The sequence below is a fragment of the Bacillus cereus group sp. MYBK101-2 genome (assembly GCF_051918845.1).
Taxonomy (GTDB): Bacteria; Bacillota; Bacilli; order Bacillales; family Bacillaceae_G; genus Bacillus_A; species Bacillus_A paranthracis.
Window position 1 is genome coordinate 506,186 of sequence record NZ_JBQAIE010000002.1, and the last position, 23,581, is coordinate 529,766.

The window sequence follows — 23,581 nt, forward strand, 5'->3', positions numbered from 1 at the left end:
GGAGGTTTTTTTGACGAATTGTGGCAAAAAGAAATAGCGAAAGGTGTGTTATACTAGAGAGCGAGGTGTTTGGTGATGAAAAAGAAAATGATGTTACAGTGGTTTGAGCAGGGAAGCATTGCAATTCCAAAATTACTTATGATGCATTATAAAAAATTAGGGTTAAATGAAACGGAATTTATGGTTGTACTTCATGTACATACATTTTTAGAATCGGGCAATTCGTTTCCGACTCCGTCAGAGATTTCAGAACGGATGACGATTACCGAAATGAAATGTATGGAAGTCATTCAGGCATTGATTCAAAAAGGTTTTTTATCACTAGAAGGTGGACAAAAATCAGAAGCGATGATGTGTGAAAGTTATTCTTTACAACCGCTATGGGAAAAAATATTGCATTTCTTAATGAATGAATCAATAGAGGAAGAACAAAAAGAAATAAAGCAATTGCAAGTAAATTTATATACAGTATTTGAAAAAGAATTTGGAAGACCACTTTCTCCATTTGAATGTGAAACGTTGGGAATGTGGGAAGATCAAGATCAACATCATCCGAATTTAATTCAAGCGGCCCTCAGGGAAGCTGTAATGAGTGGTAAGCTTAATTTCCGATATATTGATCGTATTTTATTTGAATGGAAAAAGAATGGTATTAAAACAGTAGATCAAGCCCTAAACCAAGGACGGAAATTTAGAGCAAATCAACAACGAGCGCAGCAAACGACAAAACAAGAGACGAAATTTACTGGAAAAGTGCCTTTTTATAATTGGTTGGAGCAGTAATGTAGGAGGAAGTATATGTTAAATAAAACGCAAATTCGCTATTGTTTAGACACAATGGCGGATATGTATCCAGAAGCACATTGTGAATTAATTCATGATAATCCGTTTGAACTAGTAATAGCGGTAGCGTTATCTGCACAATGTACAGATGCACTTGTAAATAAAGTGACGAAAAATTTATTTCAAAAATATAAAACACCAGAAGATTATTTAAGTGTTTCTCTAGAAGAATTACAACAAGATATACGTTCTATTGGATTGTATAGAAATAAAGCAAAAAACATTCAAAAATTGTGCAGAATGTTATTAGATGATTACAATGGGGAAGTGCCGAAAGATCGAGATGAGCTTACGAAGTTACCAGGAGTAGGTCGAAAAACAGCAAACGTAGTTGTTTCGGTAGCGTTTGGTATTCCGGCAATTGCTGTTGATACGCATGTAGAGAGAGTGAGTAAACGGTTAGCGTTTTGTAGGTGGAAAGATTCGGTGTTAGAAGTAGAAAAGACATTAATGAAGAAAATTCCGATGGATGAATGGAGCGTTACACATCACCGTATGATTTTCTTTGGACGTTATCACTGTAAAGCGCAGCGACCACAATGTGAAGAGTGCCCTTTACTAGAAGTATGTCGAGAAGGAAAGAAGCGAATGAAGGGGAAATAAAGGATGGAGCGAGTGATAGAAATACCGAGAGAATTTCGGTGCTTACCATTTTTTAAAGAAAGTATAAATTCGATTGCGTATTATACAGAACAGTCATTTGAAGAAACAATACAAAAGACTTATTTTATATATGATATGGAAAGACAATATGAACCGTGGAATGAAATTGAAAACAGTATTCCTGTAATGTTGAATGTATGGAAAAATAAGCATGAGGACATTGCTACTTTATTTCGAAACAGAAAGAAACAAGAAGCTGAAGGTCCGATGATTCTTTTTGCAGCACATTTATTATCAATTGTATATTGGCTAAATGAGCAACCTGTTCATAGTTTGAATAAAATAGAAGATTTTACGAGTGAATTGGAAGTGCAACCAGTTAATTTTATAGAGCGATATTCGTTCATTATAAAGAAACCGAATAATTATCATTCTTATATTCAGTTAGCGCAGTTGTATATTGAAATAGAAAAGCTATATGTAAAGAAAATGATAACAAAAAAGAAGTCCTGTTCTCGTTAAGAGAAAGGACTTCTTTTTTGGGTATTAAGACTCTGTTGTAACAACATTTCCGTCTGCGTGAGGTGTATCTCCTCCGGTATTTTGTTGTTGTTCTTGCTGATGCTGTTGCTCTTGTTGTTTCTTAGCTTCTTCTTCAGCTTTTTTTCTAGCTTCCTCATCAGCTTTCTTTTGAGCCTCTTCTTGCTGTTTCTTAGCTTCTTCTTCAGCTTTTTTTCTAGCTTCCTCATCAGCTTTCTTTTGAGCTTCTTCTTGTTGTTTACGTTGTTGTTCTTGTTGTTTTTTAGCTTCTTCTTCAGCTTTTTTAGTAGCTTCTTCTTGTTTTAATTTATCTTCATTGGCCTTTTTCTGAGCTTCCTCATCAGCTTTTTTCTTAGCTTCTTCTTCAGCCTTCTTCTTAGCTTCTTCTTCGGCTTTCTTCGCGTCTGGAGTTCCGCCAGGCGCAGTGAAGGATGCTCCAACTGCAGGGCTTGTTCCAGTACCTTTTTTCGCTACTACAGAGAAGCTGTAAGTAACGCCTGGTTTAATACCACCAAGAGTAGCTGTCGTACCTTTTACTGATAAACTACCACTTGAACCGTCAGTCGCTTTATAGCTTGCTGCATACGCATCAACTTCTGCTGGTCCAGACCAGTTTAGTGTAACTGTGCTAGCGCCATCGAAAGTGACATTAAGACCACTAGGTGCATCTACTTTAATTTGTTTAATTGCATCTTTCTTCGCACCTTTTACATATAACTCTCCGTTTATTTCTTGTACAGAAGAAGGACGTTCGAAACGGGATTTATCTGTAGCAAATTTGCTCATCATTATTTGGAACATTTGCTGTGCAATTCTAGTATAACGATCACTAATGTAGTTTTCTGGGCCGTTTTTTTCGTAACCAGTCCATACTGCCATTGTATATTGCGGTGTATATCCAGCGAACCAACTATCTCTGTTTGCATCAGCTGGTATACCATATTTTTTTATAACGTCTTCATCAAAGTTTTGTGTTCCTGTTTTACCGGCAACATCAACACCTGAAACGTATGCTGTTGGACCAGTACCGCCAGAACCAGGTTTTACGACGTCACGAAGAACGTCAGTCACCATGTAAGCTGTGTAGTCTTGCATCGCACGTTGTTCTTTCGGTTTAAAACTTTTCTTTTTCCCATCTGGGAAGGTAACTTCTTTTACGAAATGCGGTTTATTGTAGTTCCCACCATTACCAAAGGCTGCATATGCACCTGCTACTTGTAATGGAGAACTATCGTTACTACCAATTGCTGTTGATTCAAATGTTTTGCCGTCTTTAAATGTCATACCTAAACCTTCAGCAAACGCTTGTGACTTAGGAAGACCAACCGCTTGGGCTGTTTTTAAAGCTGGGATGTTTAATGACTTTTTCAAAGCTTCACGTAGTGAAACGTCACCTTTGTAACTATTTGTTGCATTTCGTATTTTTTTACCATTGGAATACGTATACTCTGAGTCATTTAATTGATGGTATGTAGACCATTGTAAATTTTCAATTGCTGGGCCGTAGTCAAAAATTGGTTTCATTGTTGAACCGACTTGGCGTTTTAAATCGGTGGCCATATTATGACCTTTGAAAGTAGACTTACTTCCTTTACGCCCAGCTCCAATTGCTCGAACTTCACCAGATTGTGTATCCATAAATACGAACGATCCTTGGAATTGATCATTCGGATACTTAATAAGATTGCCATCCATAATTTTTTCAGCATAATCTTGAGCATCTTGATCAAGTGTTGTATGAATCGTTAAACCATCTGAACCAATATTTACATCAGGATATTCTTTTTCAACTTCTTTTACAACCGCATCTAAAAATGCTTGATACTTCATCTCAGTTATTTCTGAAGACGGTTGAAGACCCTCTGTTACTGGAATCTTAACTGCATTATTCATTTCTTCTTTTGTTATATAACCATGTCGATTCATTAATGACAATACGACATTACGACGATTTGTTGCTCGTTCAACATTTTCCTTTTTGGTTGGATCATAAATGTTTGGACCTTGGGGTAAACCAGCGAGCATAGCAGCTTCATGTAACTGTAAGTCTTTTAAATCTTTACCATAATATTTTTGCGCTGCTGTCGCAATACCATATGAACGGTTACCTAAATTAATCTTATTTAAGTACATTTCTAAAATCTCATGTTTAGAGTATTGTTGCTCTAATTTGTAAGATAGGTACCATTCTTGTACTTTTCTCTTTGCAGTTTTGTCCATCGTTAGAAAATAGTTTTTGACTACTTGTTGTGTAATCGTACTACCACCTTGAGATCCGAAACCTCCAGTGACATTTTCCATAACTGCTTTTGTAGTTCGTTTAAAATCAATACCATTATGATCATAGAAACGTGAGTCCTCAGTTGCAAGGAATGCATTTTCAACTACTTTTGGAATTTGATCATACGTAACGTGGGTTCGTTTTTCAGCACCGTATTCATAGAAAAAGTTCCCATCTTTATCAAGAAACTTTGTTGATAAAGGATTGACGAGTTTTGATTTGTCTAATTTTGGAGCATCCTTCACCATAACAAAGAAAGCGGAAACGCCAGCTACAAGACCAACGATACCAAGAAGTAGACAACCTATAAGGAATTTTTTAAAAAAGGAGCCTTTTTTCTTTGGTTTTTTCTCTGTATTTGTTTCTTGCTTTTGATTTTTTACATGATTTCGTTCTGTACGAGAACGATAATTATCTGACATTATACTTTCTCCTACCTTTCATTCTCTCCCCAAAAGTCGAAAAAAGAGCCTTAGTGATGACTCTATCACGAAAAATAAACCGTGTCTAGTACACGGATATAATCAATCCGAGGGTGATAACCGCATGATAATAAAGATCCATGCTCTTCTATTTCTTCTTTCGTAATCGATTTTCTTCCACCTGTATTTTGACGATTCCAAAATGCAATAATATGTTTTGCATCTAATAAATAAAGTTCATCAAAAAGTGTAAATTTAATAATAACAAATGCAATTCCATTATGAGCGATTACTTGCTTCATATGCTCAATTTGATGAAGGTGGAAGTTTTGAAGTGGAAAACTCGTTTTATTTTTTGTTTCTTTCGCTTCAAAATCGATGTATTTCCCTTTATATACACCGTTGTAATCTGTTGTAGAAGGTTGTTTAAAATACGCTTCTTTTACCACTGCAGCACTTCGAGCGGGGTAATCTACTTTTACAATTTGAAGAGGGGTAGGTTTTTTATGTACGCATGCAATATTATGGGTTAAGTAATATTCATTCGTTTCATTCAATTCCTCTTCAAGGGACATACCTCTGTTACTATAAGTATGTTTTTTAATTGGTGTTTTATGAGGTTGTGAAGCTTGATTGTACCGTTTTCCATTTGGGTAACGAATGGTCATAGTGTGTCCACTCCCAACTTGCTAAGAATTACTTACAAAGGTGATTATAACAAAAAATGAAAAAAGATGTGACCTTTTTCAAGAAAGGTATGATGACTTATTCATGTTTACATGGAATGATTATGAAAAAATTAAACAACATCGTAAAAATACGGTCTGTACAGAGGAAGAAAAAACAATGGTTTACAACATGAAGAAGGAAATAGAAATAGCTAATATGGACAACGTTTCTCGAACGCAGTCTTATCAAGATTATTATGTAAGAAATAGTGAAATTAGGTGGGCTTTTTTAGCGAGTATGGTCTCGAGAAATGCGGGGTGGAATATGACTGATTTACAAGGGAGGTATTATGCTACTGTTTTACCTCAAACAGTAAAAAAACATTTGTTTTTGACTTATGAAGAAGCGAATTGGATTATTTTTTTAGATGTATTTCCTCAGCTGTTGTTATACGAAGAAAGTAAGAGGAGGCAGATCCCACTATTCCATTTGTTACAATATTTTAACGTATCCATTTTTATGGAAAAAGAATGGATGTATTTTTGGGAGAAAAAAGATATAAATAGACTTATGACAGCGCTTATTATAAATGAACAAAATAAAATTCAAAAACCAGTTATTGAGAATGCATACTTTAAAAAACATGTATTCCATACAGCCCTTTTTAAATTACAAGAAATGCTTCATATTAGTGCCGTTATATTCCCAACCGTTGAAGGGAAGGTGTATGGTTTTTCAGTTTATCAATTTGAAACGTTACAAAAGCGTATAGAACTAGGAAAGAAATTAGCAGCGTTACTGTTCCATCCGAATTACAAAAGCTTATTCCATAGATTTGCAGCGCAAACAATACACACAGGATCAAGAGCAGATTATGAATGTTATGTAAGTGAAGCTAGAAAATCTTGTACACCCGCTCTTAGAGAAGTTTATCCTGCTGTTGCACATGATGAAATAAGTATGAGAGATTGGTTTTGTAGAGATACGGAAATAAATGAACTATTTTTACCAGAAGAGTATACGGGTGAAGTTGATATAACGGAATGGTATAAAAGAAAGAGGGAGCAAATCTATATTGCTTCCACCGTAAATCGTTTTGTTAAAAGGATAGATGAGTTCGTGATATAATAAAAAAGAAGTCCCGTCTTCATAAATGAAGACGGGACTTCTTAATGTGAAGTAACCCTACTATGCGTGCTAAACATTTAATCTCAAAACGTAATGAATATAAGAGATTAAGGAAGTTTCACTTTACCCCGCATTAACGGGCAGTAAGACCCCACCTACATTCAGCGAAAGCAAAGAATTTAGGTGGGGGATCAACTGCCCGTAAATGCCCGATTGGTTCAACTAATAATCATTGGGGGGTCACCCCCAATGATTAAAGTTTCACTTTATGTAGCAGGGAAGTTTGGACCATCTAATTTTGGGTTGCCAGTTTCGGGTTTATTTTGTTTATTTTGTTTTTTCTTTTTTTCGTTTTTGTTCTTTGCCATTTTCATGCACCTCCTTTTTGTATTGTTACCATTTCTATAAATGACATACAAAATGATTTCTTTGACGAATAACAACTAGTTTTGTCATGTGGGCAGGAGTGAAGAATCATTCGGCGAAATTACATGACAAAGGAAAAGCAAAGAAGGAGGCGTTTTGTATATGGCGATGGTTCAGAAGGAAGATGTAATGAAAACAATGGATCAAATGTTAAGTTCTCTCGATTTGCTGGAAATGAATATAGGGATTAGAATGAATCATGCATTAAAGGATAAGAGTGAAAAAATATGCAACAAGATAGAAATAACAGAAATGCATATTGAGCATATGGAAAATAAATTAGTGCATCACGAAGAAAAAGGGAATTGGGTGAAGGCATTTCAAAACGTCGTAGTGAGTGCATAATAAGGTGGGAATAAAATGAAGTATGAAGCATTAATACAGTCTTCGGAAAAACTTATGCAACATAATAATGAAGCAAATGTGAAAAAAAGAGAAATGATTGAATACGATTTTTATAAGGATATGAAACCGTTTGTAGATATGGTAGATGAGGAATTAAAAGTGTGGAAAGAATTAGCTTATGAATGGATTAAAGAAGAAAAACCGAAGTATATACATGTACAGCAAATTGATCAAGTGTACGATAATTTACAAACAAATGTGTTGCAATGCTTTGTAAATAAAGGTAAAGGTAAGCGATTCTTTGAAACGCATCAAGCCATTTCGTATACTTTGCAAAATATAATTGAGCAATGTAAGTAACAAGAGGGGAAACCCCCTTGTTTTTTTATGCTTCTGTCACTGTTGTAGGTTTTGTTGCCCCGTTTATTTCTAGTTCTTTTATTACTGTTCGGTAATCTGAAATACATATTTTCCCTTCGAGATACCAATGTCTCGCAAAGTCTAACAATTCATTTACATTCTCTGTGTAATACCCCTTTTTTTGAGAAAACGCTTGTTTTAAATCCCCTAATACCATGTTGATTCCTCCCCCATGAGAATCTTCTTCTTTTTTATCATAGCATGGAAGGGTTTTCTTTTATAATTTTTTAAAAATTTAAACTTCCGACAAAAATAGACACATACTCCGTCACACAAATTATTTTACAAGTACATATTATATATGTAGAAACTTATGTGAAGGAGGAGAGAATGCATGTTTCAACAATCTAACGTATATCAGCAATCTAATCCATATGCACAGCAAAATATGTACCAATATAATACGGATACATATTTACGTTATAATATGTATCCTTTCGAGCCTCATTATGGAAATCAAAATTATTACCAGCCATTTGAAGTATCGTTTATGAATCAACCGCAGCAACCGTATATGAATCAACAACCGCAACCTTATATAAATTCACAATACTATATGCCACCACCATCTCCCTATGGCAATCAACAAGCGATGTTTTATCCACCAAAACAACCGTATCCGACACAAAATAAACAAAAGCAACAGCAGCAACCAAGTCAATTTTCTAGTTTTGTTTCCCAATTTAAAAATTCAGATGGTAACTATGATGTAAATAAAATGATGAATACAGCTGGACAAATGATGAATGCGATGAATCAAGTGACAGGTATTGTAAAGCAAGTGGGAGGCTTTTTTGGTAAGTAATGTCAAAGGTTTGTCTATAAAAAGCATTGGATAGAAAATCAAAGACTAGACAAATTTCCTTAGAATAAATGGGTATATATAACAAGCGGCTTACCCTCTTTTCTCATACTGTAAAGTGTAATCAGATTTTTTTTATGAGAGAGGAGAGAAAAACTATGCATCATTGTCATCCTTGCTTTGGAGGGCATAAGCCTACAGGACCTATTTGTACAACTGCTCCTGTCATTCATCCGACGAAACAATGCGTAACACATTCTTTTTCAACAACGGTGGTGCCACACATTTTCCCGACGCATACAACACATGTACATCATCAACAAATTAAAAACCAAAACTTCTTCCCGCAAACAAATTCAAATGTAAATGTTGTGGACCCAATCGATCCAGGATTCGGCGGATGTGGACCATGTGGCCATGGTCATCATCACCACCACCACGCTCATCAAATATCGCCGTTTGGACCAGGACCAAATGTATCGCCGTTTGGACCAGGACCAAATGTATCACCATTTTTACCAAACAATGTATCACCAGTAGGTCCGAATATTGGACCAAACGTTGGTGGAATATTTAAAAAGTAAATGATATGTTAGAACTAGCGAAATGCTAGTTCTTTTTTTGTAATTGGAGTGTTGATATGAAAGTTATTGCAGTAACAGGCTATAAGCCCTTTGAACTTGGAATATTTAAAAATGATCATCCAGGAGTAGAATGTATAAAAAAGGCGTTGCGTCGTAAATTAATTGCTTTTGTAGAAGATGGTTTAGAGTGGGTTATAATAAGTGGCCAGTTAGGTGTAGAATTATGGGCTGCTGAAGTTGTTTTTGAAATACAAGTAGAATATCCAGATTTAAAATTAGCGGTATTTACTCCATTTTTAGAACAAGAAGAAGGTTGGAAGGAAGATAACCGTGAATATTACGAATTTATTCTCTCTCAAGCAGACCATGTTGATAGTATCACGAAACGTAAGTACGAAAGCCCAGAGCAATTTAAATTAAAAAATCAATTTTTTATTGAAAAAAGTGATGCGCTTTTAGCTGTATATGATGAAGAAAAACCAGGGAGTCCTAAATATATTGTAGAAGCAGCAAAGAAAAAAGGAGAAATAGAAAATTATCACAGTTATTTCATTCTTTTTTCCGATTTACAAGATATAATAGAAGAGGAACAGTGGAATAATGCTGAGTAATATGTAATATAGTACTCGTATATATGATTGACAAAAAGCATTGTTTCTGAAAAAATTTAGTTAATGAAAGTTTTGGCAAAAATTTGAGGTGAAGAAAATGATTTCGGATAAAATTAAATTAACGGCGAAAGATATTTTAGAAAAAGAATTTAAAACAGGTATGAGAGGTTATCAACAAGAAGAAGTAGACAAGTTTCTTGATATGATCATTAAAGATTATGAAGCTTTTCACAAGGAATTTGAACAATTAAAGCAACAAAATGCTCGTTTAAAGCGTGAATTAGAAGAGCAAAAGCTAGCAGCAACGCAAGTTCCACAACAACCAGTTGTACAAACACCAGTTGCACAACCAGTATATAACAACACGAATACGGACATTTTAAAACGTTTATCGAATTTAGAAAAAGCTGTATTTGGAAGTAAGTTATACGAATAATTTCTGGTGATAAAAAGGTTACAGCATTTTACATAGAAAAAAACATTGCAAAATCTTTTTGTTTCCACTATACTAATGGATGTCATAACGTTTGGGTAATCGCTGCAACGCCAACGTTGTAGAGGAAAGTCCATGCTCGCACGGCCTGAGATGGCTGTAGTGTTCGTGCCTAGCCAATTCATAAGCTAGGGTATTCTGGCTGTAAGGCTGGTTTAACGGCAGGGAAAAAACCTAAGTCCTTTCGGATATGGTTTGACTACCTTTAAAGTGCCACAGTGACGAAGTCCTTGAAGAAATGATAGGAGTGGAACGAGGTAAACCCCACGAGCGAGAAACCCAAATAATGGTAGGGGAATCTTTTCCAAGGAAATGAACGATGGGAAAGGACAGGTTGTATAACCTGTAGATAGATGATTGCCACCGGAGTACGAGGCGTGGGCCGTTTGCAGTACAAAGGAACAGAACATGGCTTACAGAACGTTATGAACCAACTATGAAATAACTCAGCTCTCCTTTGTTAGAGGAGGGCTTTTTATTTGTATGAAGTTATAAATGATGAGTTAAAATGGTTAATGAGAAAATTCTTCGTAAAATGTAATAATTAATGGGAGAAATAGCTATTAATTATTGTTTGAATATACATAAGAGGTGAATGCAAATGGGAAAAGTTACTTTAATCGCAACAGCGGCAATGGGTATTGAAGCTTTAGTTGCCCGAGAAGTTCGTGATCTAGGTTATGAATGCCAAGTAGAAAACAGCAAAGTAACATTTGAAGCAGATGAAAAGGCGATTTGTCGCACGAATTTATGGTTACGTACTGCGGACCGTGTGAAAATTAAAGTTGGCGAATTTAAAGCGACAACATTTGATGAGCTGTTTGAGAAAACAAAAGCATTAAACTGGGGAGATTATATTCCAGAGAACGGTGAGTTCCCTGTTATCGGTAAATCTTTAAAATCTGAGTTATTCAGTGTTTCGGATTGCCAGCGTATCGTTAAAAAGGCTGTCGTTGAAAAATTAAAAACAACATATAAACGTACAACTTGGTTTGAAGAAGATGGCCCGTTATTCCGTATTGAGATTGCAATGTTAAAAGATATCGCAACATTAACAATCGATGCGAGCGGTGTTGGACTTCATAAACGTGGATATCGTGTGGATCAAGGGGAAGCTCCTTTAAAAGAAACATTAGCTGCGTCTTTAATTAAATTAACAAACTGGAAGCCAGATCGTCCTTTCGTGGATCCTTTCTGTGGATCAGGTACAATTCCGATTGAAGCAGCATTAATTGGACAAAATATCGCACCAGGTTTTAACCGTGGTTTTGCATCGGATGAGTGGGGCTGGGTTGGTAAACAAAACTGGCGTGAAGCTCGTCAAGAAGCAGAAGATTTAGCGAACTATGATCAACCATTGCAAATCATTGGATCAGATATTGATCATCGTATGATTCGAGTTGCTCAAGATAACGCAGAAGAAGTAGGTTTAGGTGATTTAATTACATTTAAACAAATGCAAGTAAAAGATTTCACAACAAAAGAGGATTATGGCTATGTTGTAACGAATCCTCCATACGGAGAGCGTTTAAGTGAAAAAGCACTTGTTGAACAACTGTATAAAGAAATGGGACAAGTATTCCGTCCATTAGACACATGGTCGGCATATGTATTAACAAGTTACGAAGCATTTGAGAAGTGCTACGGAAAAGATGCATCGAAGAAACGTAAACTGTTTAATGGATTTATCCGTACAGATTACTACCAATACTTCGGAAAACGTCCACCTCGTAATTCATAGTATAAAACTCCTCCAGCGCGCATATACTGGCTATTATGTAATGCGTAAAGGAGGAACTGATATGGATAGTTTCCAATTATCAATGATTCAAAAAGCTATTCACCGTACGTATGATGAGCTCGGAAAAGAAGTGGATAACCAAGGTGCGATTGTAGATGAAATACAAAAAGCACAAGAAGAATATTTGTTAGCTCTTTCGCATGAAACAGCGATAGATAAACGGTATTTAAAGTCATTAATATAGAAGAAAATTTTCCTTTTTCGAAAGGAAAATTTTTTTTCGTGTATTTCCATGTATTACAACAGGGGAAAGTGGCTGCGCACATATGAGTAGCAGTTGCTATATCTTTTATAGAAAAACTTTTTGGTTGGAGGCTAAGGATGTTTACTGAGAAGAGATTACCATTTGAAGTAGGGAAACAAGACAATTTTTATGATAAGTTGAATGAGTGGATTGGAGATGTGTTTTATGACATCCTTCCGGAAAAAGGTTTTGAAGAGCGTGATGAACAAATTTTTATGGCGTTTCAATTAGAGCGTGCTTTCCAAGAAAAGAAGGTAATGTTCGCAGAAGCAGGTGTAGGAACCGGGAAAACAATTGTATATCTTCTATATGCAATTTGTTATGCACGTTATACTGGAAAGCCAGCGATTATCGCTTGTGCAGATGAAACGTTAATTGAGCAGCTTGTGAAAGAAGAAGGGGACATTGCTAAATTATCTGAGGCATTAGGCTTATCGGTAGATGTAAGACTTGCGAAATCGATGGATAATTATTTATGTTTACGTAAACTTGAAGATGTTATGAGTGGACGAGCTCCAGAAGTAATTGAAGATGTATACTACGAATTACCGCAGTTTGTATTTGACCATGGTACGATGCAAAACTTTACTCACTATGGTGACCGAAAAGAATTTCCGCTTTTAAATGACGAGGAATGGTCAAAAGTAAATTGGGATTACTTCCAAGATTGTTTCACTTGTGATTCTCGACATCGTTGCGGGCAAACTCTATCACGTGAACATTATCGTAAAGCAGCAGATTTAATTATTTGCTCTCAAGATTTCTATATGGATCATATTTGGACGTATGATGCTCGTAAGCGTGAAGGACAAATTCCGTTATTACCAGAAAGTAGTTGTGTTGTATTTGATGAAGGACATCTTGTAGAATATGCAGCTCAAAAAGCTTTAACATATCGTTTAAAGCAAACGATGATGGAGCAACTTTTAACGAGATTATTACAAAATGATATTCGCGAGGAGTTTGCGCATTTAGTAGAAGAAACAATTTGGCAAACAGAGCGATTCTTTGATGTGTTACAAGAGAATAAAAAAGAAATTGCTGGTTCTGATCGTTTAGAAATTACTGTGACAGAAAAAGTAACGGCTGAAGCGAAGCGACTTTATGCGAAAATTGGTGAAGTCGGTGATGCATTAGTATTTGAAAGTGAAATGCATACAGTAAACACGTATGATTTAAATATCGTTGATGAACATTTAGATGTATTAGAGCATTCACTTCGTCTGTTTATGCACGAGAAAAATGTAATTACATGGGGTGAAGAAGGTGATGGAGCTTTCACGTTAGTAATTATGCCGCGTGCAGTTGAAGAAGTATTACAAGAGAAAGTATTCTCGAAGAAAATCCCGTATATTTTCTCTTCTGCTACATTATCTAACAACGATTCATTCGCATTTACAGCAAATAGCTTAGGGGTAAAAGATTACTTATCATTCTCAGTTGCCTCCCCGTTTGATTACGAAGAGCAAATGGCAGTAAACTTACTATCTCATACGAAAGAAAACGAATGGGAAAGAAAGTGTCAATATACACTTGAAAATATACAAAAAACAAATGGTCGTACACTTGTATTGTTCCGTACAACACAAGAGCTTGCAGCGTTTAAAGAATATGTAAGTAAAGAACAAATGTCAGTTCCGTTCTTATATGAAGGGGACCAAGAAATTAGTCAGCTCGTTTCTCGTTTCCAAAATGAAGAAGAGACTGTACTTTGTGCCGTTCATTTATGGGAAGGTTTAGATATTCCTGGTTCATCATTATCACATGTTATTATTTGGTCATTACCATTCCCTCCAAACGATCCTGTGTTTGAAGCGAAGCGTAAACACGTAAATGATCCATTCTGGGATGTAGATGTACCATATATGATTTTACGTCTTCGTCAAGGGATTGGTCGTTTAATTCGTACGAGCGAAGATAAAGGTGCTATATCAATCTTCTTATCTAATACAGAAGATGAGAAAGTGATAGAAGCGGTGAAAAAGGTACTACCGGTAGAAGGTAAAGAATTATAAGGAGAAAGCTTGGCGCTTGCCAAGCTTTTTTCTATTATAAAAGGAATTTAGATTTCCGTGTCGAATTAAGTTTGAGGTAGAAAAGGGAGGTTTTTATACGATGACAGTAGCTACATATGAAGTAGAAAAACAATTTTTAACATATGTGAAGAAGATACAAAATTACGGAGAAGCATTAAGTTTAATGTTTTGGGACTTAAGAACAGGTGCGCCTAAAAAAGGTGTAGATCAGCGTTCAGAAGTAATTGGTATGCTTTCATCCGAAGTGTTTGCTATGTCCACTTCAGATGAGATGGGAAATTATTTAACAGAGCTTGAAACTTTAATAAGTGAAGACAAACTTTCTGAAACGACGAAGAAAATGGTTGAAGAGTGTCGTAAAGAATATGATAGAAATAAAAAAATTCCACAAGCGGAATATGAAGCATATGTGAAATTAGAAGCGAAAGCGGAAAGTGTGTGGGAAGAAGCTCGCGAGAAATCTGATTTCGAAATGTTCCGTCCGTATTTAGAACAGATAGTTGAATTTAAAAAGAAATTTATTACATATTGGGGTTACGAAACATATAAATATAATACGTTATTAGATATGTATGAGCCGGGTATTACAGTAGAAGTGTTAGATCACGTATTTGGTCAACTTCGTGAGCGTATCGTTCCGCTCGTAAAAGAAATATCGGAGTCACAAAAGAGATTAAAGACAAGTGCTTTATCAGAACATTTTTCAAAAGAAAAACAAAAGAACTTTACATTAGAGCTATTAAAGCAGTTGAATTATGATTTTGAAGCAGGTCGTCTTGATGAAACGGTGCATCCATTTGAGATTACTTTAAATAGAGGGGATGTTCGTATTACGACACGCTATGATGAAAAAGATTTCCGTATGGCTGTGTTTGGAACAATTCATGAATGTGGTCATGCTGTATATGAGCAAAATATTGCTGAGAAATTTGAAGGTACACCGCTATGTAGTGGAACATCTATGGGGATCCATGAGTCACAATCATTATTCTTTGAGAACTTTATCGGTCGTAATAAATCATTCTGGAAGAAAAATTATGATTTATTAAAAGAGTATAGTGATGGCCAATTCAATGATATATCAGTAGATGAGTTTTATGATGCGATTAACGAATCGAAACCATCATTCATTCGTATAGAAGCAGATGAGCTTACATATCCGCTTCATGTTATGGTTCGTTATGAACTTGAGAAAGAATTATTTGATGGTACATTACAAGTGAAGGACTTGCCAGCGGCTTGGAACGATAAGATGGAAGCATATTTAGGCATTCGTCCAGAAAATGATGCACAAGGTGTATTACAAGATGTTCACTGGGCTGGTGGTTCATTTGGATACTTCCCATCTTATGCGCTTGGTTATATGTATGCAGCGCAATTTAAGCAAAGAATGGTAAAAGACATTCCGAATTTTGATGCATTATTAGAAGAAGGAAACGTAACGCCAATTCGTGAATGGTTAACAGAAAACATTCACCAATACGGTAAAACGAAAAAGCCACTTGAAATTTTAGAAGATGTAACAGGTGAAGGATTGAATGCAAATTACTTAGCAGATTATTTAGAAGCGAAGTATAGAGAGATTTACGAGTTATAAAAAAGGGCAGGGTTTGAAGCAGTTGGAACGTTTATACAGAAGACGAATGGTAGTTATTTTGAATTTTTGAAAATGAATTATATATGTAAAAATGATTAAAAAAACAGAAGAATCTTCTTCTGTTTTTTTATGCAGAAATAAATCTTACTATTTGTAATTGGAAGTTTTGTAATTTTGGAAGAGGATGTGTATGATTGAAGTTTAATGGTAAATAGCAAGTTTAGTAAGGAGAGACAGCATGATTACAATTAAAACGAAAAATGAAATAGATTTAATGCATGAATCTGGAAAGTTACTTGCTTCATGTCATAGAGAAATTGCGAAGATAATGAAACCAGGTATTACAACAAAAGAAATTAATACGTTTGTGGAAGCGTATTTAGAAAAACATGGTGCAACGTCTGAGCAGAAAGGGTACAACGGATATCCATATGCGACATGTGCATCTGTAAACGATGAAATGTGTCATGCATTTCCGGCCGATGTTCCTTTGACTGAGGGTGATATTGTAACAATTGACATGGTAGTAAACTTAAATGGTGGTCTTTCAGATTCTGCTTGGACGTATAGAATTGGAAAAGTTTCTGATGAAGCAGAAAAGTTATTACTAGTAGCTGAGAATGCTTTGTATAAAGGCATTGAGCAGGCGATAATCGGTAATCATGTAGGAGATATTGGTTATGCGATTGAAAGTTATGTAGCTGCTGAAGGTTTTTCTGTCGCAAGAGACTTTACGGGACATGGAATCGGTAAAGAAATTCATGAAGAACCAGCAATTTTTCATTTTGGGAAGCAAGGAAAAGGGCCTGAGTTACAAGAAGGAATGGTAATTACAATTGAGCCAATTGTCAATGTAGGTATGCGATATTCGAAAGTAGATTTAAATGGATGGACCGCGAGAACGATGGACGGGAAATTATCAGCTCAATATGAGCATACAATTGCGATTACAGAAGATGGACCAATCATTTTAACGAAGTTATAATTGGGAATGAAAGAGTTTACAAAACTCGAACGAAAATGATGTTTTTATAAAATTTGTACGTGTTTTATGAATAAAAGCTTTTCAAAGTATAAAAAGTGCGTTATAATCCTTCTATAAAATAAATAGTTAGCTACACTCATATAATCGCGGGGATATGGCCTGCAAGTTTCTACCGAAGTACCGTAAATACTTTGACTATGAGTGAGGACGAATATATTTGCTTGTTTAGCATTCTTTTTTGCGAAACTCCAAAAGCGCGTCTCTCACTTGTAACGAGTGGTGGCGGCTTTTGGAGTTTTTTTATTGCATAAGAGGGGGAACAAACATGAAAGTATTACAAGAAAAGATTTTGAACGAAGGAAAGGTTTTATCTGGTGATGTATTAAAGGTAGATGCATTTTTAAATCATCAAATTGATCCAGTACTTATGCAAGAAATCGGAAAAGAATTTGCTAAACGTTTTAAAGAAGAGAACATTACAAAAATCGTGACGATTGAATCTTCAGGTATTGCACCAGCAGTTATGGCTGCATTAGAGCTTGGTGTAAAAGTAATCTTTGCTAGAAAGCGTAAATCGTTAACGTTACAAGATAATATGTATGTTGCAAGCGTATATTCATTTACAAAACAAGAGACGAATGAAATTTCATTATCTCGAAATCATATCGATGAAAGTGATCGCGTTTTAATTATTGATGACTTTTTAGCGAACGGTCAGGCTGCTTTAGGTTTAATGAGTTTAGTTGAGCAAGCAGGAGCAAGTATTGCTGGACTTGGTATTGTTATTGAAAAAGCATTTCAAGATGGAGGAAAGAAGCTTCGTGAACAAGGCGTTCGTGTTGAATCACTAGCAGAAATTGCATCACTTGATAATAACGCAGTTACATTTGTACAGCAAGAAACTGCGGAGGTGAAATAAACGATGAGGCAACATCCAATTAAAATCGCATCGCTTGGTATGCAGCATATGCTTGCTATGTATGCGGGCGCAATTATCGTTCCGCTTATTGTGGGCGGTGGCCTAGGTTTAAATCAAAAAGAGTTAACGTATTTAGTCTCAATTGATTTATTAATGTGCGGCGTTGCGACAATTTTACAAGCATTATCAAATCGCTTTTTCGGTATTGGGCTCCCAGTTGTACTAGGTTGTACATTTACAGCCGTTGGGCCGATGATTGCAATCGGAAAACAATACGGTGTGTCTTCTATTTATGGAGCAATTATTGCTGCGGGGTTATTCGTTGTTATTTTTGCGAAATTATTTGGAAAGCTTGTAAAGCTGTTTCCCCCTGTTGTAACAGGATCTGTCGTTACCGTAATTGGAGTTACACTTGTTCCAGCAGCAATTAATGATATGGCTGGTGGAGTAGGAAGTAAAGATTTCGGTAGTCTTGAAAATTTAGCATTAGCATTTGGTGTGTTACTATTTATCATCATTATGTATCGTTTCTTCGACGGATTTATTCGTTCAATCTCTATTTTACTAGGTCTATTGTTCGGTACAATCGTTGCAGCATTTATGGGGAAAGTAAGCTTGCAAGCGGTTGGAGAAGCAGATTGGTTCCATGGTGTTCAGCCATTTTACTTCGGTACACCAACATTTGAATTAACGCCAATTATTACGATGATTTTAGTTGCTTGCGTAGGGATTGTAGAAGCAACAGGTGTTTACTTTGCATTATCTGATATTTGCAATAAAAAGATTGGTGAAAAAGAATTAACAAAAGGTTATCGTGCAGAAGGATTAGCGATGGTGTTAGGTGGTATTTTCAACGCCTTCCCATATACAACATACTCTCAAAACGTAGGGCTTGTTCAATTAACTGGAGTAAGAAATCGCGTTATTATTTACACGTGTGGTGGTATGTTAATCGTTCTTGGGTTCATTCCAAAAATTGCAGCCATTACAACAATTATTCCGAAATCGGTACTTGGCGGTGCGATGTTAGCGATGTTCGGTATGGTAATGGCATATGGCATTAAAATGTTAAGCAGTGTTGATTTTGGAAGACAAGAAAACTTATTAATCGTTGCATGTTCTGTTGGGATTGGACTAGGGGTTACTGTTGTTCCAACATTATTCTCACAACTTCCAGAAAGTATTCGTATTTTAACGGATAACGGAATTGTACTTGGAAGTGCGTCAGCAGTATTGTTAAATATCGTATTTAATATGGTGCCGCAGCGTAAAGTGAAAGTAAAGGATGAACCAGTTCCGATACAAAGTGCGGTAAGAGAAGCGTAAAAAAGCAAATAGGATACAAAAACATGTATTAATATACAATGGTTTAAACATTAGTATCCGACATATTGATGCCGAAAATAAGTTATAATGTTACCTATATTTTCTCCTATTTTATTTCGAAATATAGAGGAGATTTAAATTGAAAAAACGACGAATAAGTACTCGTAATGTAGAAGCGATAAAAGAAAACAAGTTGTATGATTTCGACTTTCAACAAGCGTATGATTATTTCTTATCAGCGAAAAAGTCGGAGGGGTTAAGAGAAAAAACGATTATCAGTCACGAAGAACATTTTCGTTTTTTCTGAGATGGCTAACTAAGTATTACCCAGGGATGCAGAAAATTTCAGAAGTAACTACGTACTTAATTCGGGAATACATGGTCTATATGAAAGAGGAACATGTGAATTTTAAAACGGGACGGCCAGGACTATCTACGCAAACGATCAACGCAAGAGTTCGATTTTTAAAAACTATGTATAACCTCTTATATAGAGAGGAGATAATTGATTCAAATCCTTTAGAGGCGATAAAATTCTTGAAGCATGAAAAAACACCTCCTGAATTCGCATACTAAGTATGCAAATTCAATGGAGGTGTTTTTCGTTTGAAGACAAGAGTTCATTACCCAGAAGAAACAAAGTGGAAAGTTATTGAAATGAAGAAAGACGGTTATTCAAATCGTACAATTATGGAGAAATTCGGAATTAAAAATGTTTCCCAAATTAAGACATGAGTGAAATGGTATCGTACAGATCAAACGTATCGTTTTCAACAACCTGTAGGAAAACAATATTCTTATGGAAAAGGACCAAAAGAGCTCAGTGAATTAGAACAGCTACGTTTAGAAAATAAACATCTCAAAACAAAATTACTTGTATGGGGAAAGGATCTGGAAATCGAAAGGGGCTGAAACCAGAAACTGTAGTTACTTTATGGGAAAATGTAGAAACAAAAATAACGGTAACAGAATTGTGTAACGTATTAGAATTACCCCGTTCCACATTTTATCGCTGGTTACAACGAACGGAAAATCTAAAAGATGATATAGAAGAGAAAGTAAAGGACGTCTGTCTTAGGCATAAATTCCGGTATGGATATCGAAGAGTGACCGCTACTCTTCGAAAAATGGGACTGTGTGTCAATCATAAAAAAGTATTACGAATCATGAGACAAAATCACATTCTTTCAAAAGTACGTCGAAAGAAAAAGAAATATATCAATGGTGCGGAACCAATGGTAGCCCCTCATCGGTTGGAGCGCCAATTCGATGCATCCAGACCAAATGAAAAGTGGCTTACGGATGTGACATATCTCTTATTTGGAGAGCGTACCTTGTATTTATCAACGATTATGCATGCCTTTAATCGTGAAATTATTAGTTGTGTCATCAGCGAATCACAAACACTGACATTAGCGATGAAGACATTGAAACAAGCAATGAGAGGGCGAAAAGTAAAAGATGTCCTTCTTCACTTGGATCAAGGAAGTATTTATACAGCAAAAGAATTTCAAGCGTATGCCAAAGAAAACGACATTATCACCAGCATGTCCCGGAGAGGAAATTGCCATGATAATCCCGTCATGGAAAGCTTCTTTGGGCATTTAAAAAGTGAAGCTTTCTATTCACAAAAGATAACAAAAGTATCCAACACAACTGTGCGAAAGATTGTGCTAGAATACATTCATTACTACAATTGTGTGCGAATTCAAGAAAAATTAAACCACCTATCCCCTAAAGAATTTAGGGAACAAGTGGTTTAGGTGTTTTGATTGGCGTCCCGTTTTCGGGGGGCACTTCATTTGAAGTGATTTTTTTATCATGACAGTACTCTGATTAATTTTGTTGCTAAATCTATTTCCCAACCTTCTCAATCGTTATATCCTGTTTTTCTTTTACTGAATCCTTGAGTGCACTTTCTAGTAAATTAAGGAAGGCTTTTCCTCTTTCGGTAGTGTGATATTCTGCTAAGTTAGTTATATCGTCAGGAATCTCATCTCCATACGGAGGTTTTTTTGTTAAGTCTTCAATATCCCAAATTACCTCTGAAGGAGGTATTTTGCTTAAAATTCCTCTAATTTCTTCAACATTTTTTAGAGCCTCAGGTGCATCTTGCCATTTTAATTTATCAAAATATAAGTTCTTCACTAATAGAGGGTATTTAGTCCCCCATCCATCTGGCTCACAATGGTATGACACTGTTGAGAAAAAGCTGTGTAAAAAATCAGGGTGTCCTGCTTCATAAAAAAACATATCTACAGAAAATCCTACTGCCATTTTTATCAGTCCTCTTTAATAAATTTTATTTCTGGTAAGGTATTAGCTTTATTACTTATTCCTGTCTTTATTTCCTTCAACATCTCATTAGTAACAGTTTGTCCCCTCGTGTCAATAACAACAGTCTGTCTTGTTCCTTCGGGTAAGTGAATATCTCTATCATTGAGTTGTTTGACAATTACATTCACTAAATTAGTTCTTTTTGATTTTGTAGATATATCATAATTTTTAAGTTCTACACTATGACCTTCTATATGGAAATCAGGTCTAGTACTACCTTTTGTATTCTTAGATACTTCTACCCCATCTTTGAAAGCCACTTGATCATTGTACTTAGGATGCATTTCGCCATACTCAGTTTCAGTTGTTCTCCAGGATGGTCTAGCAAACATAAGATAACCACTTAAATAATTACCCCAATGTCCTGATGGTGGGAGCGCACTAAGTATTGCTTCACCAGTAAGACCACCACCAGCAAAAGCAGGTGATAAACGTGGTGGGAAAACTTCCGTTACTTTATATACATTTACCCCTCTAGCAAGTTTAGAAGCCTTATCAAGACCCTTTCCTCCAATAAGTCCTGTCGCAATGGATGTTAGAAAGTAAGAACCCCAATGGAATCCGCTTTTAATATCCCCATGCCAAACTTCATTCATAAACGAGTCTGAGAAGGTGTTCCACATAGCAGGTAAAGTTTCATCTATATTGACTACAGCATCCCACATGTTTGACCATGTTTCACCGTCACCTAATGCTTTGAATCCTTCAATTGCATCTCCGACTGCTTCTCCTGCTCCATCGTATAGTCCGTCCCACGCTTCGGCAATATCATCTAATATATTACCAGAATCACCTGATTCAGATGTATTCCCATATGTTAGGTCTGTATTAGTTGAATTGCCTTCATAACTTTCATCTGTATTACGGAATTTCTCAGCAGCTTTCATTAATTCATCTGAAACTTTATCTAATTCCATTAAAACAGTAAACATTTTTGGTTTTGCTTCGTTAAATCTCTGATAAAATTGTTCTCTACTCGCTCCATTCCACTGAGAAGCGATATTTTCAATTTGATAGTATAAGTCATTATGTAAATACTCTAAGAAGTGTCTAGTGTTACTTACTGTCTTTGCAGCCTGCTCTAACATCTCAGGTGTTACTTTTATTAATACCATACCATCCCTTCTTTACATATTGATTAACATGTAAATTATACCATATCCCTATAGGGGGAATTATTAAGAAAATAAGAGTAAAGACAATAAGGTTCTTTTATTAATAATAATTTACTACAAATCTACCATTATCAATAAAAGGACCTTAGATAAAACCTGAATTTTATTTAAGGGCGATATTATTTCGGCATTTACTTAAATACATCTGGCAAACAACAATTAATAACTAGCACAAAAAATGGCTGCAATGTTATTGCATGTAGGGAATAGAAGTGTTATTGGGATATCGTAGGAAATATAGGGCTTATTACTGGATGGTAAGTATTAATAAAGAGGAGAATATATATCTGTAAAGAATTGTTAATTAACGTTGAGGGATTTGTGGGAATTTATGGAGGGGGAAATGATGAACATTAATAGAAAAAAGATACAAATCAAAGACAAAACAATTGATTATACACATATAAAAGTTGATTCTAAAATCATTTGTTTTATGTTTTCTGGGGCAGGATATAAGTACGATAGCCCCTTATTTTATTATTCGACGAGAGTGATGCTTCAAAATAATATCGACATTGTCCGTGTTCATTACTCGTATGATGAGAAAACTATGAAAAAAAACAATGAAGAATTAGCTAAGATAATGATGGATGATATTAATCCTGTCATGATGGAAGTTTTAAAAAATGGTCAATATAGTGATACGATTTTCTTAGGGAAATCACTTGGGACAATTCCAATTGCAAATGAGTTAATGAAGAGAGAAGAATTTTTAAACTCAACAATGATTTTACTTACCCCATTGTTGAGATCTGCTTCGATATTTGAATCTATTTTAAATAGTCAACATCGAGGATTACTAGTTATTGGGGATAAAGACTATCATTATAATTCAACTCAAATTACTCAATTAAATAAAACAAATTTAAGGATTGATGTTGTTCAAAATGCAGATCATTCTTTAGATATTGAAGGGTTTGAAGTAGCAAATTCAATTGTAGCTTTATCAAAAATAATGGAAAGGCTCCAAGAAATCATTAGTTCAAATGAATAA

At 35.5% G+C, this 23,581-nt stretch carries 26 protein-coding genes, 1 other RNA gene, 2 pseudogenes and 1 riboswitch; of the genes and pseudogenes, 23 read left to right on the forward strand and 6 right to left on the reverse strand.

Annotation, left to right across the window (positions count from 1 at the left end; genetic code table 11):
* Nucleotides 1-75: 75 nt before the first annotated feature.
* The 3 genes from dnaD to ACTFSI_RS07985 are packed head-to-tail and all read left to right on the forward strand — an operon-like array spanning nt 76 to nt 1,968.
* Entirely contained in the window at nt 76-783 is a 708-nt protein-coding gene (gene dnaD, locus ACTFSI_RS07975) for a DNA replication protein DnaD (protein ID WP_000728538.1), read from the forward strand.
* 15 nt (nt 784-798) lie between these two features.
* Nucleotides 799-1,446: an endonuclease III gene (gene nth, locus ACTFSI_RS07980; protein WP_000933023.1), complete on the forward strand. Its 648-nt coding sequence runs from the start codon at nt 799-801 to the stop codon at nt 1,444-1,446.
* 3 nt (nt 1,447-1,449) lie between these two features.
* Nucleotides 1,450-1,968 carry a YpoC family protein gene (locus ACTFSI_RS07985; RefSeq protein ID WP_000442681.1) on the forward strand — a complete coding sequence of 173 codons (519 nt, stop codon included), beginning with the start codon at nt 1,450-1,452 and terminating at the stop codon, nt 1,966-1,968.
* Nucleotides 1,969-1,992: 24 nt separating this feature from the next.
* Here the strand turns inward: ACTFSI_RS07985 and ACTFSI_RS07990 are convergent, their stop codons facing one another.
* Nucleotides 1,993-4,689: a PBP1A family penicillin-binding protein gene (locus tag ACTFSI_RS07990; RefSeq protein ID WP_001283129.1), complete on the reverse strand. Its 2,697-nt coding sequence runs from the start codon at nt 4,687-4,689 to the stop codon at nt 1,993-1,995.
* Between the two features lie 65 nt (nt 4,690-4,754).
* Nucleotides 4,755-5,357, reverse strand: coding sequence for a Holliday junction resolvase RecU (gene recU, locus ACTFSI_RS07995; RefSeq protein ID WP_000155592.1), 603 nt, complete (start codon nt 5,355-5,357; stop codon nt 4,755-4,757).
* A 103-nt stretch (nt 5,358-5,460) separates the two neighbouring features.
* On the opposite strand from recU, the gene ACTFSI_RS08000 reads away from it, so the two are divergent.
* The gene (locus ACTFSI_RS08000) at nt 5,461-6,486 is read left to right on the forward strand and encodes a DUF2515 domain-containing protein (RefSeq protein WP_014481621.1); all 1,026 of its coding nucleotides are present in this window, start codon (nt 5,461-5,463) and stop codon (nt 6,484-6,486) included.
* 266 nt (nt 6,487-6,752) lie between these two features.
* Here ACTFSI_RS08000 and ACTFSI_RS08005 read toward each other — a convergent pair whose 3' ends face one another.
* Entirely contained in the window at nt 6,753-6,929 is a 177-nt protein-coding gene (locus ACTFSI_RS08005) for a hypothetical protein (protein ID WP_001982922.1), read from the reverse strand.
* Nucleotides 6,930-7,014: 85 nt separating this feature from the next.
* Between ACTFSI_RS08005 and ACTFSI_RS08010 the strand changes: the two genes are divergently transcribed.
* Together ACTFSI_RS08010 and ACTFSI_RS08015 are read left to right on the forward strand one after the other, a co-directional pair.
* A complete protein-coding gene (locus tag ACTFSI_RS08010; RefSeq protein WP_001252039.1) occupies nt 7,015-7,257 on the forward strand; it encodes a hypothetical protein in 243 nt (80 codons plus the stop codon).
* A gap of 15 nt (nt 7,258-7,272) precedes the next feature.
* Entirely contained in the window at nt 7,273-7,617 is a 345-nt protein-coding gene (locus ACTFSI_RS08015; protein ID WP_000872959.1) for a YppE family protein, read from the forward strand.
* A 25-nt stretch (nt 7,618-7,642) separates the two neighbouring features.
* Here ACTFSI_RS08015 and ACTFSI_RS08020 read toward each other — a convergent pair whose 3' ends face one another.
* A complete protein-coding gene (locus ACTFSI_RS08020; RefSeq protein ID WP_000242664.1) occupies nt 7,643-7,834 on the reverse strand; it encodes a YppF family protein in 192 nt (63 codons plus the stop codon).
* 177 nt (nt 7,835-8,011) lie between these two features.
* Here ACTFSI_RS08020 and ACTFSI_RS08025 point away from each other — a divergent pair, with 177 nt between their 5' ends.
* The 16 genes and pseudogenes from ACTFSI_RS08025 to ACTFSI_RS08100 all read left to right on the forward strand — a co-directional run bounded on the left by ACTFSI_RS08025 (nt 8,012) and on the right by ACTFSI_RS08100 (nt 20,838).
* Entirely contained in the window at nt 8,012-8,482 is a 471-nt protein-coding gene (locus ACTFSI_RS08025) for a YppG family protein (RefSeq protein ID WP_000487707.1), read from the forward strand.
* 155 nt (nt 8,483-8,637) lie between these two features.
* The gene (locus tag ACTFSI_RS08030) at nt 8,638-9,063 is read left to right on the forward strand and encodes a CotD family spore coat protein (RefSeq protein WP_440045312.1); all 426 of its coding nucleotides are present in this window, start codon (nt 8,638-8,640) and stop codon (nt 9,061-9,063) included.
* A 56-nt stretch (nt 9,064-9,119) separates the two neighbouring features.
* Entirely contained in the window at nt 9,120-9,674 is a 555-nt protein-coding gene (locus ACTFSI_RS08035) for a DUF1273 domain-containing protein (protein WP_000862920.1), read from the forward strand.
* Between the two features lie 97 nt (nt 9,675-9,771).
* The gene (gene gpsB, locus ACTFSI_RS08040; protein WP_000622430.1) at nt 9,772-10,110 is read left to right on the forward strand and encodes a cell division regulator GpsB; all 339 of its coding nucleotides are present in this window, start codon (nt 9,772-9,774) and stop codon (nt 10,108-10,110) included.
* An 87-nt stretch (nt 10,111-10,197) separates the two neighbouring features.
* An RNA gene (rnpB, locus tag ACTFSI_RS08045) (RNase P RNA component class B) lies at nt 10,198-10,588 on the forward strand.
* Between the two features lie 180 nt (nt 10,589-10,768).
* Entirely contained in the window at nt 10,769-11,908 is a 1,140-nt protein-coding gene (locus tag ACTFSI_RS08050) for a THUMP domain-containing class I SAM-dependent RNA methyltransferase (protein WP_000521234.1), read from the forward strand.
* 61 nt (nt 11,909-11,969) lie between these two features.
* The gene (locus ACTFSI_RS08055) at nt 11,970-12,152 is read left to right on the forward strand and encodes a DUF3921 family protein (RefSeq protein WP_000376892.1); all 183 of its coding nucleotides are present in this window, start codon (nt 11,970-11,972) and stop codon (nt 12,150-12,152) included.
* A 137-nt stretch (nt 12,153-12,289) separates the two neighbouring features.
* The gene (locus tag ACTFSI_RS08060) at nt 12,290-14,227 is read left to right on the forward strand and encodes an ATP-dependent DNA helicase (RefSeq protein ID WP_044790538.1); all 1,938 of its coding nucleotides are present in this window, start codon (nt 12,290-12,292) and stop codon (nt 14,225-14,227) included.
* A 100-nt stretch (nt 14,228-14,327) separates the two neighbouring features.
* The gene (gene ypwA / locus ACTFSI_RS08065; RefSeq protein WP_044790537.1) at nt 14,328-15,845 is read left to right on the forward strand and encodes a carboxypeptidase; all 1,518 of its coding nucleotides are present in this window, start codon (nt 14,328-14,330) and stop codon (nt 15,843-15,845) included.
* Nucleotides 15,846-15,944, forward strand: a pseudogene (locus ACTFSI_RS08070) (GNAT family N-acetyltransferase); the annotation flags it as partial.
* Nucleotides 15,945-16,083: 139 nt separating this feature from the next.
* Nucleotides 16,084-16,830 (forward strand): type I methionyl aminopeptidase, encoded by a 747-nt coding sequence (locus ACTFSI_RS08075; protein WP_277616595.1) that lies wholly within the window; start codon nt 16,084-16,086, stop codon nt 16,828-16,830.
* Nucleotides 16,831-16,946: 116 nt separating this feature from the next.
* Nucleotides 16,947-17,048, forward strand: a riboswitch (purine riboswitch).
* 107 nt (nt 17,049-17,155) lie between these two features.
* Entirely contained in the window at nt 17,156-17,749 is a 594-nt protein-coding gene (locus ACTFSI_RS08080; RefSeq protein ID WP_000866495.1) for a xanthine phosphoribosyltransferase, read from the forward strand.
* 3 nt (nt 17,750-17,752) lie between these two features.
* Nucleotides 17,753-19,075: a xanthine permease PbuX gene (gene pbuX, locus ACTFSI_RS08085; RefSeq protein WP_001248829.1), complete on the forward strand. Its 1,323-nt coding sequence runs from the start codon at nt 17,753-17,755 to the stop codon at nt 19,073-19,075.
* A gap of 139 nt (nt 19,076-19,214) precedes the next feature.
* Nucleotides 19,215-19,382: a hypothetical protein gene (locus ACTFSI_RS08090; RefSeq protein ID WP_165444538.1), complete on the forward strand. Its 168-nt coding sequence runs from the start codon at nt 19,215-19,217 to the stop codon at nt 19,380-19,382.
* Nucleotides 19,379-19,651: a phage integrase SAM-like domain-containing protein gene (locus ACTFSI_RS08095; RefSeq protein WP_440045349.1), complete on the forward strand. Its 273-nt coding sequence runs from the start codon at nt 19,379-19,381 to the stop codon at nt 19,649-19,651. The genes ACTFSI_RS08090 and ACTFSI_RS08095 overlap by 4 nt, the downstream gene beginning before the upstream one ends.
* A 30-nt stretch (nt 19,652-19,681) precedes the next feature.
* A pseudogene (locus tag ACTFSI_RS08100) lies at nt 19,682-20,838 on the forward strand (IS3 family transposase).
* A 91-nt stretch (nt 20,839-20,929) separates the two neighbouring features.
* On the opposite strand, the gene ACTFSI_RS08105 reads toward ACTFSI_RS08100, so the two are convergent.
* Nucleotides 20,930-21,352, reverse strand: coding sequence for an immunity 70 family protein (locus tag ACTFSI_RS08105; RefSeq protein ID WP_265153049.1), 423 nt, complete (start codon nt 21,350-21,352; stop codon nt 20,930-20,932).
* Nucleotides 21,353-21,357: 5 nt separating this feature from the next.
* Complete coding sequence (locus tag ACTFSI_RS08110) at nt 21,358-22,527, reverse strand: WXG100 family type VII secretion target (protein ID WP_044790383.1); 1,170 nt, start codon at nt 22,525-22,527, stop codon at nt 21,358-21,360.
* A gap of 406 nt (nt 22,528-22,933) precedes the next feature.
* Here ACTFSI_RS08110 and ACTFSI_RS08115 point away from each other — a divergent pair, with 406 nt between their 5' ends.
* Entirely contained in the window at nt 22,934-23,581 is a 648-nt protein-coding gene (locus ACTFSI_RS08115; RefSeq protein ID WP_044790382.1) for an alpha/beta family hydrolase, read from the forward strand.

Coding starts and splice junctions, on each gene's coding strand:
- dnaD (WP_000728538.1), top strand. CDS start 76: ATGAAAAAGAAAATGATGTTACAGTGGTTTGAGCAGGGAAGCATTGCA.
- nth (WP_000933023.1), top strand. CDS start 799: ATGTTAAATAAAACGCAAATTCGCTATTGTTTAGACACAATGGCGGAT.
- ACTFSI_RS07985 (WP_000442681.1), top strand. CDS start 1,450: ATGGAGCGAGTGATAGAAATACCGAGAGAATTTCGGTGCTTACCATTT.
- ACTFSI_RS07990 (WP_001283129.1), bottom strand. CDS start 4,689: ATGTCAGATAATTATCGTTCTCGTACAGAACGAAATCATGTAAAAAAT.
- recU (WP_000155592.1), bottom strand. CDS start 5,357: ATGACCATTCGTTACCCAAATGGAAAACGGTACAATCAAGCTTCACAA.
- ACTFSI_RS08000 (WP_014481621.1), top strand. CDS start 5,461: ATGTTTACATGGAATGATTATGAAAAAATTAAACAACATCGTAAAAAT.
- ACTFSI_RS08010 (WP_001252039.1), top strand. CDS start 7,015: ATGGCGATGGTTCAGAAGGAAGATGTAATGAAAACAATGGATCAAATG.
- ACTFSI_RS08015 (WP_000872959.1), top strand. CDS start 7,273: ATGAAGTATGAAGCATTAATACAGTCTTCGGAAAAACTTATGCAACAT.
- ACTFSI_RS08020 (WP_000242664.1), bottom strand. CDS start 7,834: ATGGTATTAGGGGATTTAAAACAAGCGTTTTCTCAAAAAAAGGGGTAT.
- ACTFSI_RS08025 (WP_000487707.1), top strand. CDS start 8,012: ATGTTTCAACAATCTAACGTATATCAGCAATCTAATCCATATGCACAG.
- ACTFSI_RS08030 (WP_440045312.1), top strand. CDS start 8,638: ATGCATCATTGTCATCCTTGCTTTGGAGGGCATAAGCCTACAGGACCT.
- ACTFSI_RS08035 (WP_000862920.1), top strand. CDS start 9,120: ATGAAAGTTATTGCAGTAACAGGCTATAAGCCCTTTGAACTTGGAATA.
- gpsB (WP_000622430.1), top strand. CDS start 9,772: ATGATTTCGGATAAAATTAAATTAACGGCGAAAGATATTTTAGAAAAA.
- ACTFSI_RS08050 (WP_000521234.1), top strand. CDS start 10,769: ATGGGAAAAGTTACTTTAATCGCAACAGCGGCAATGGGTATTGAAGCT.
- ACTFSI_RS08055 (WP_000376892.1), top strand. CDS start 11,970: ATGGATAGTTTCCAATTATCAATGATTCAAAAAGCTATTCACCGTACG.
- ACTFSI_RS08060 (WP_044790538.1), top strand. CDS start 12,290: ATGTTTACTGAGAAGAGATTACCATTTGAAGTAGGGAAACAAGACAAT.
- ypwA (WP_044790537.1), top strand. CDS start 14,328: ATGACAGTAGCTACATATGAAGTAGAAAAACAATTTTTAACATATGTG.
- ACTFSI_RS08075 (WP_277616595.1), top strand. CDS start 16,084: ATGATTACAATTAAAACGAAAAATGAAATAGATTTAATGCATGAATCT.
- ACTFSI_RS08080 (WP_000866495.1), top strand. CDS start 17,156: ATGAAAGTATTACAAGAAAAGATTTTGAACGAAGGAAAGGTTTTATCT.
- pbuX (WP_001248829.1), top strand. CDS start 17,753: ATGAGGCAACATCCAATTAAAATCGCATCGCTTGGTATGCAGCATATG.
- ACTFSI_RS08105 (WP_265153049.1), bottom strand. CDS start 21,352: ATGGCAGTAGGATTTTCTGTAGATATGTTTTTTTATGAAGCAGGACAC.
- ACTFSI_RS08110 (WP_044790383.1), bottom strand. CDS start 22,527: ATGGTATTAATAAAAGTAACACCTGAGATGTTAGAGCAGGCTGCAAAG.
- ACTFSI_RS08115 (WP_044790382.1), top strand. CDS start 22,934: ATGAACATTAATAGAAAAAAGATACAAATCAAAGACAAAACAATTGAT.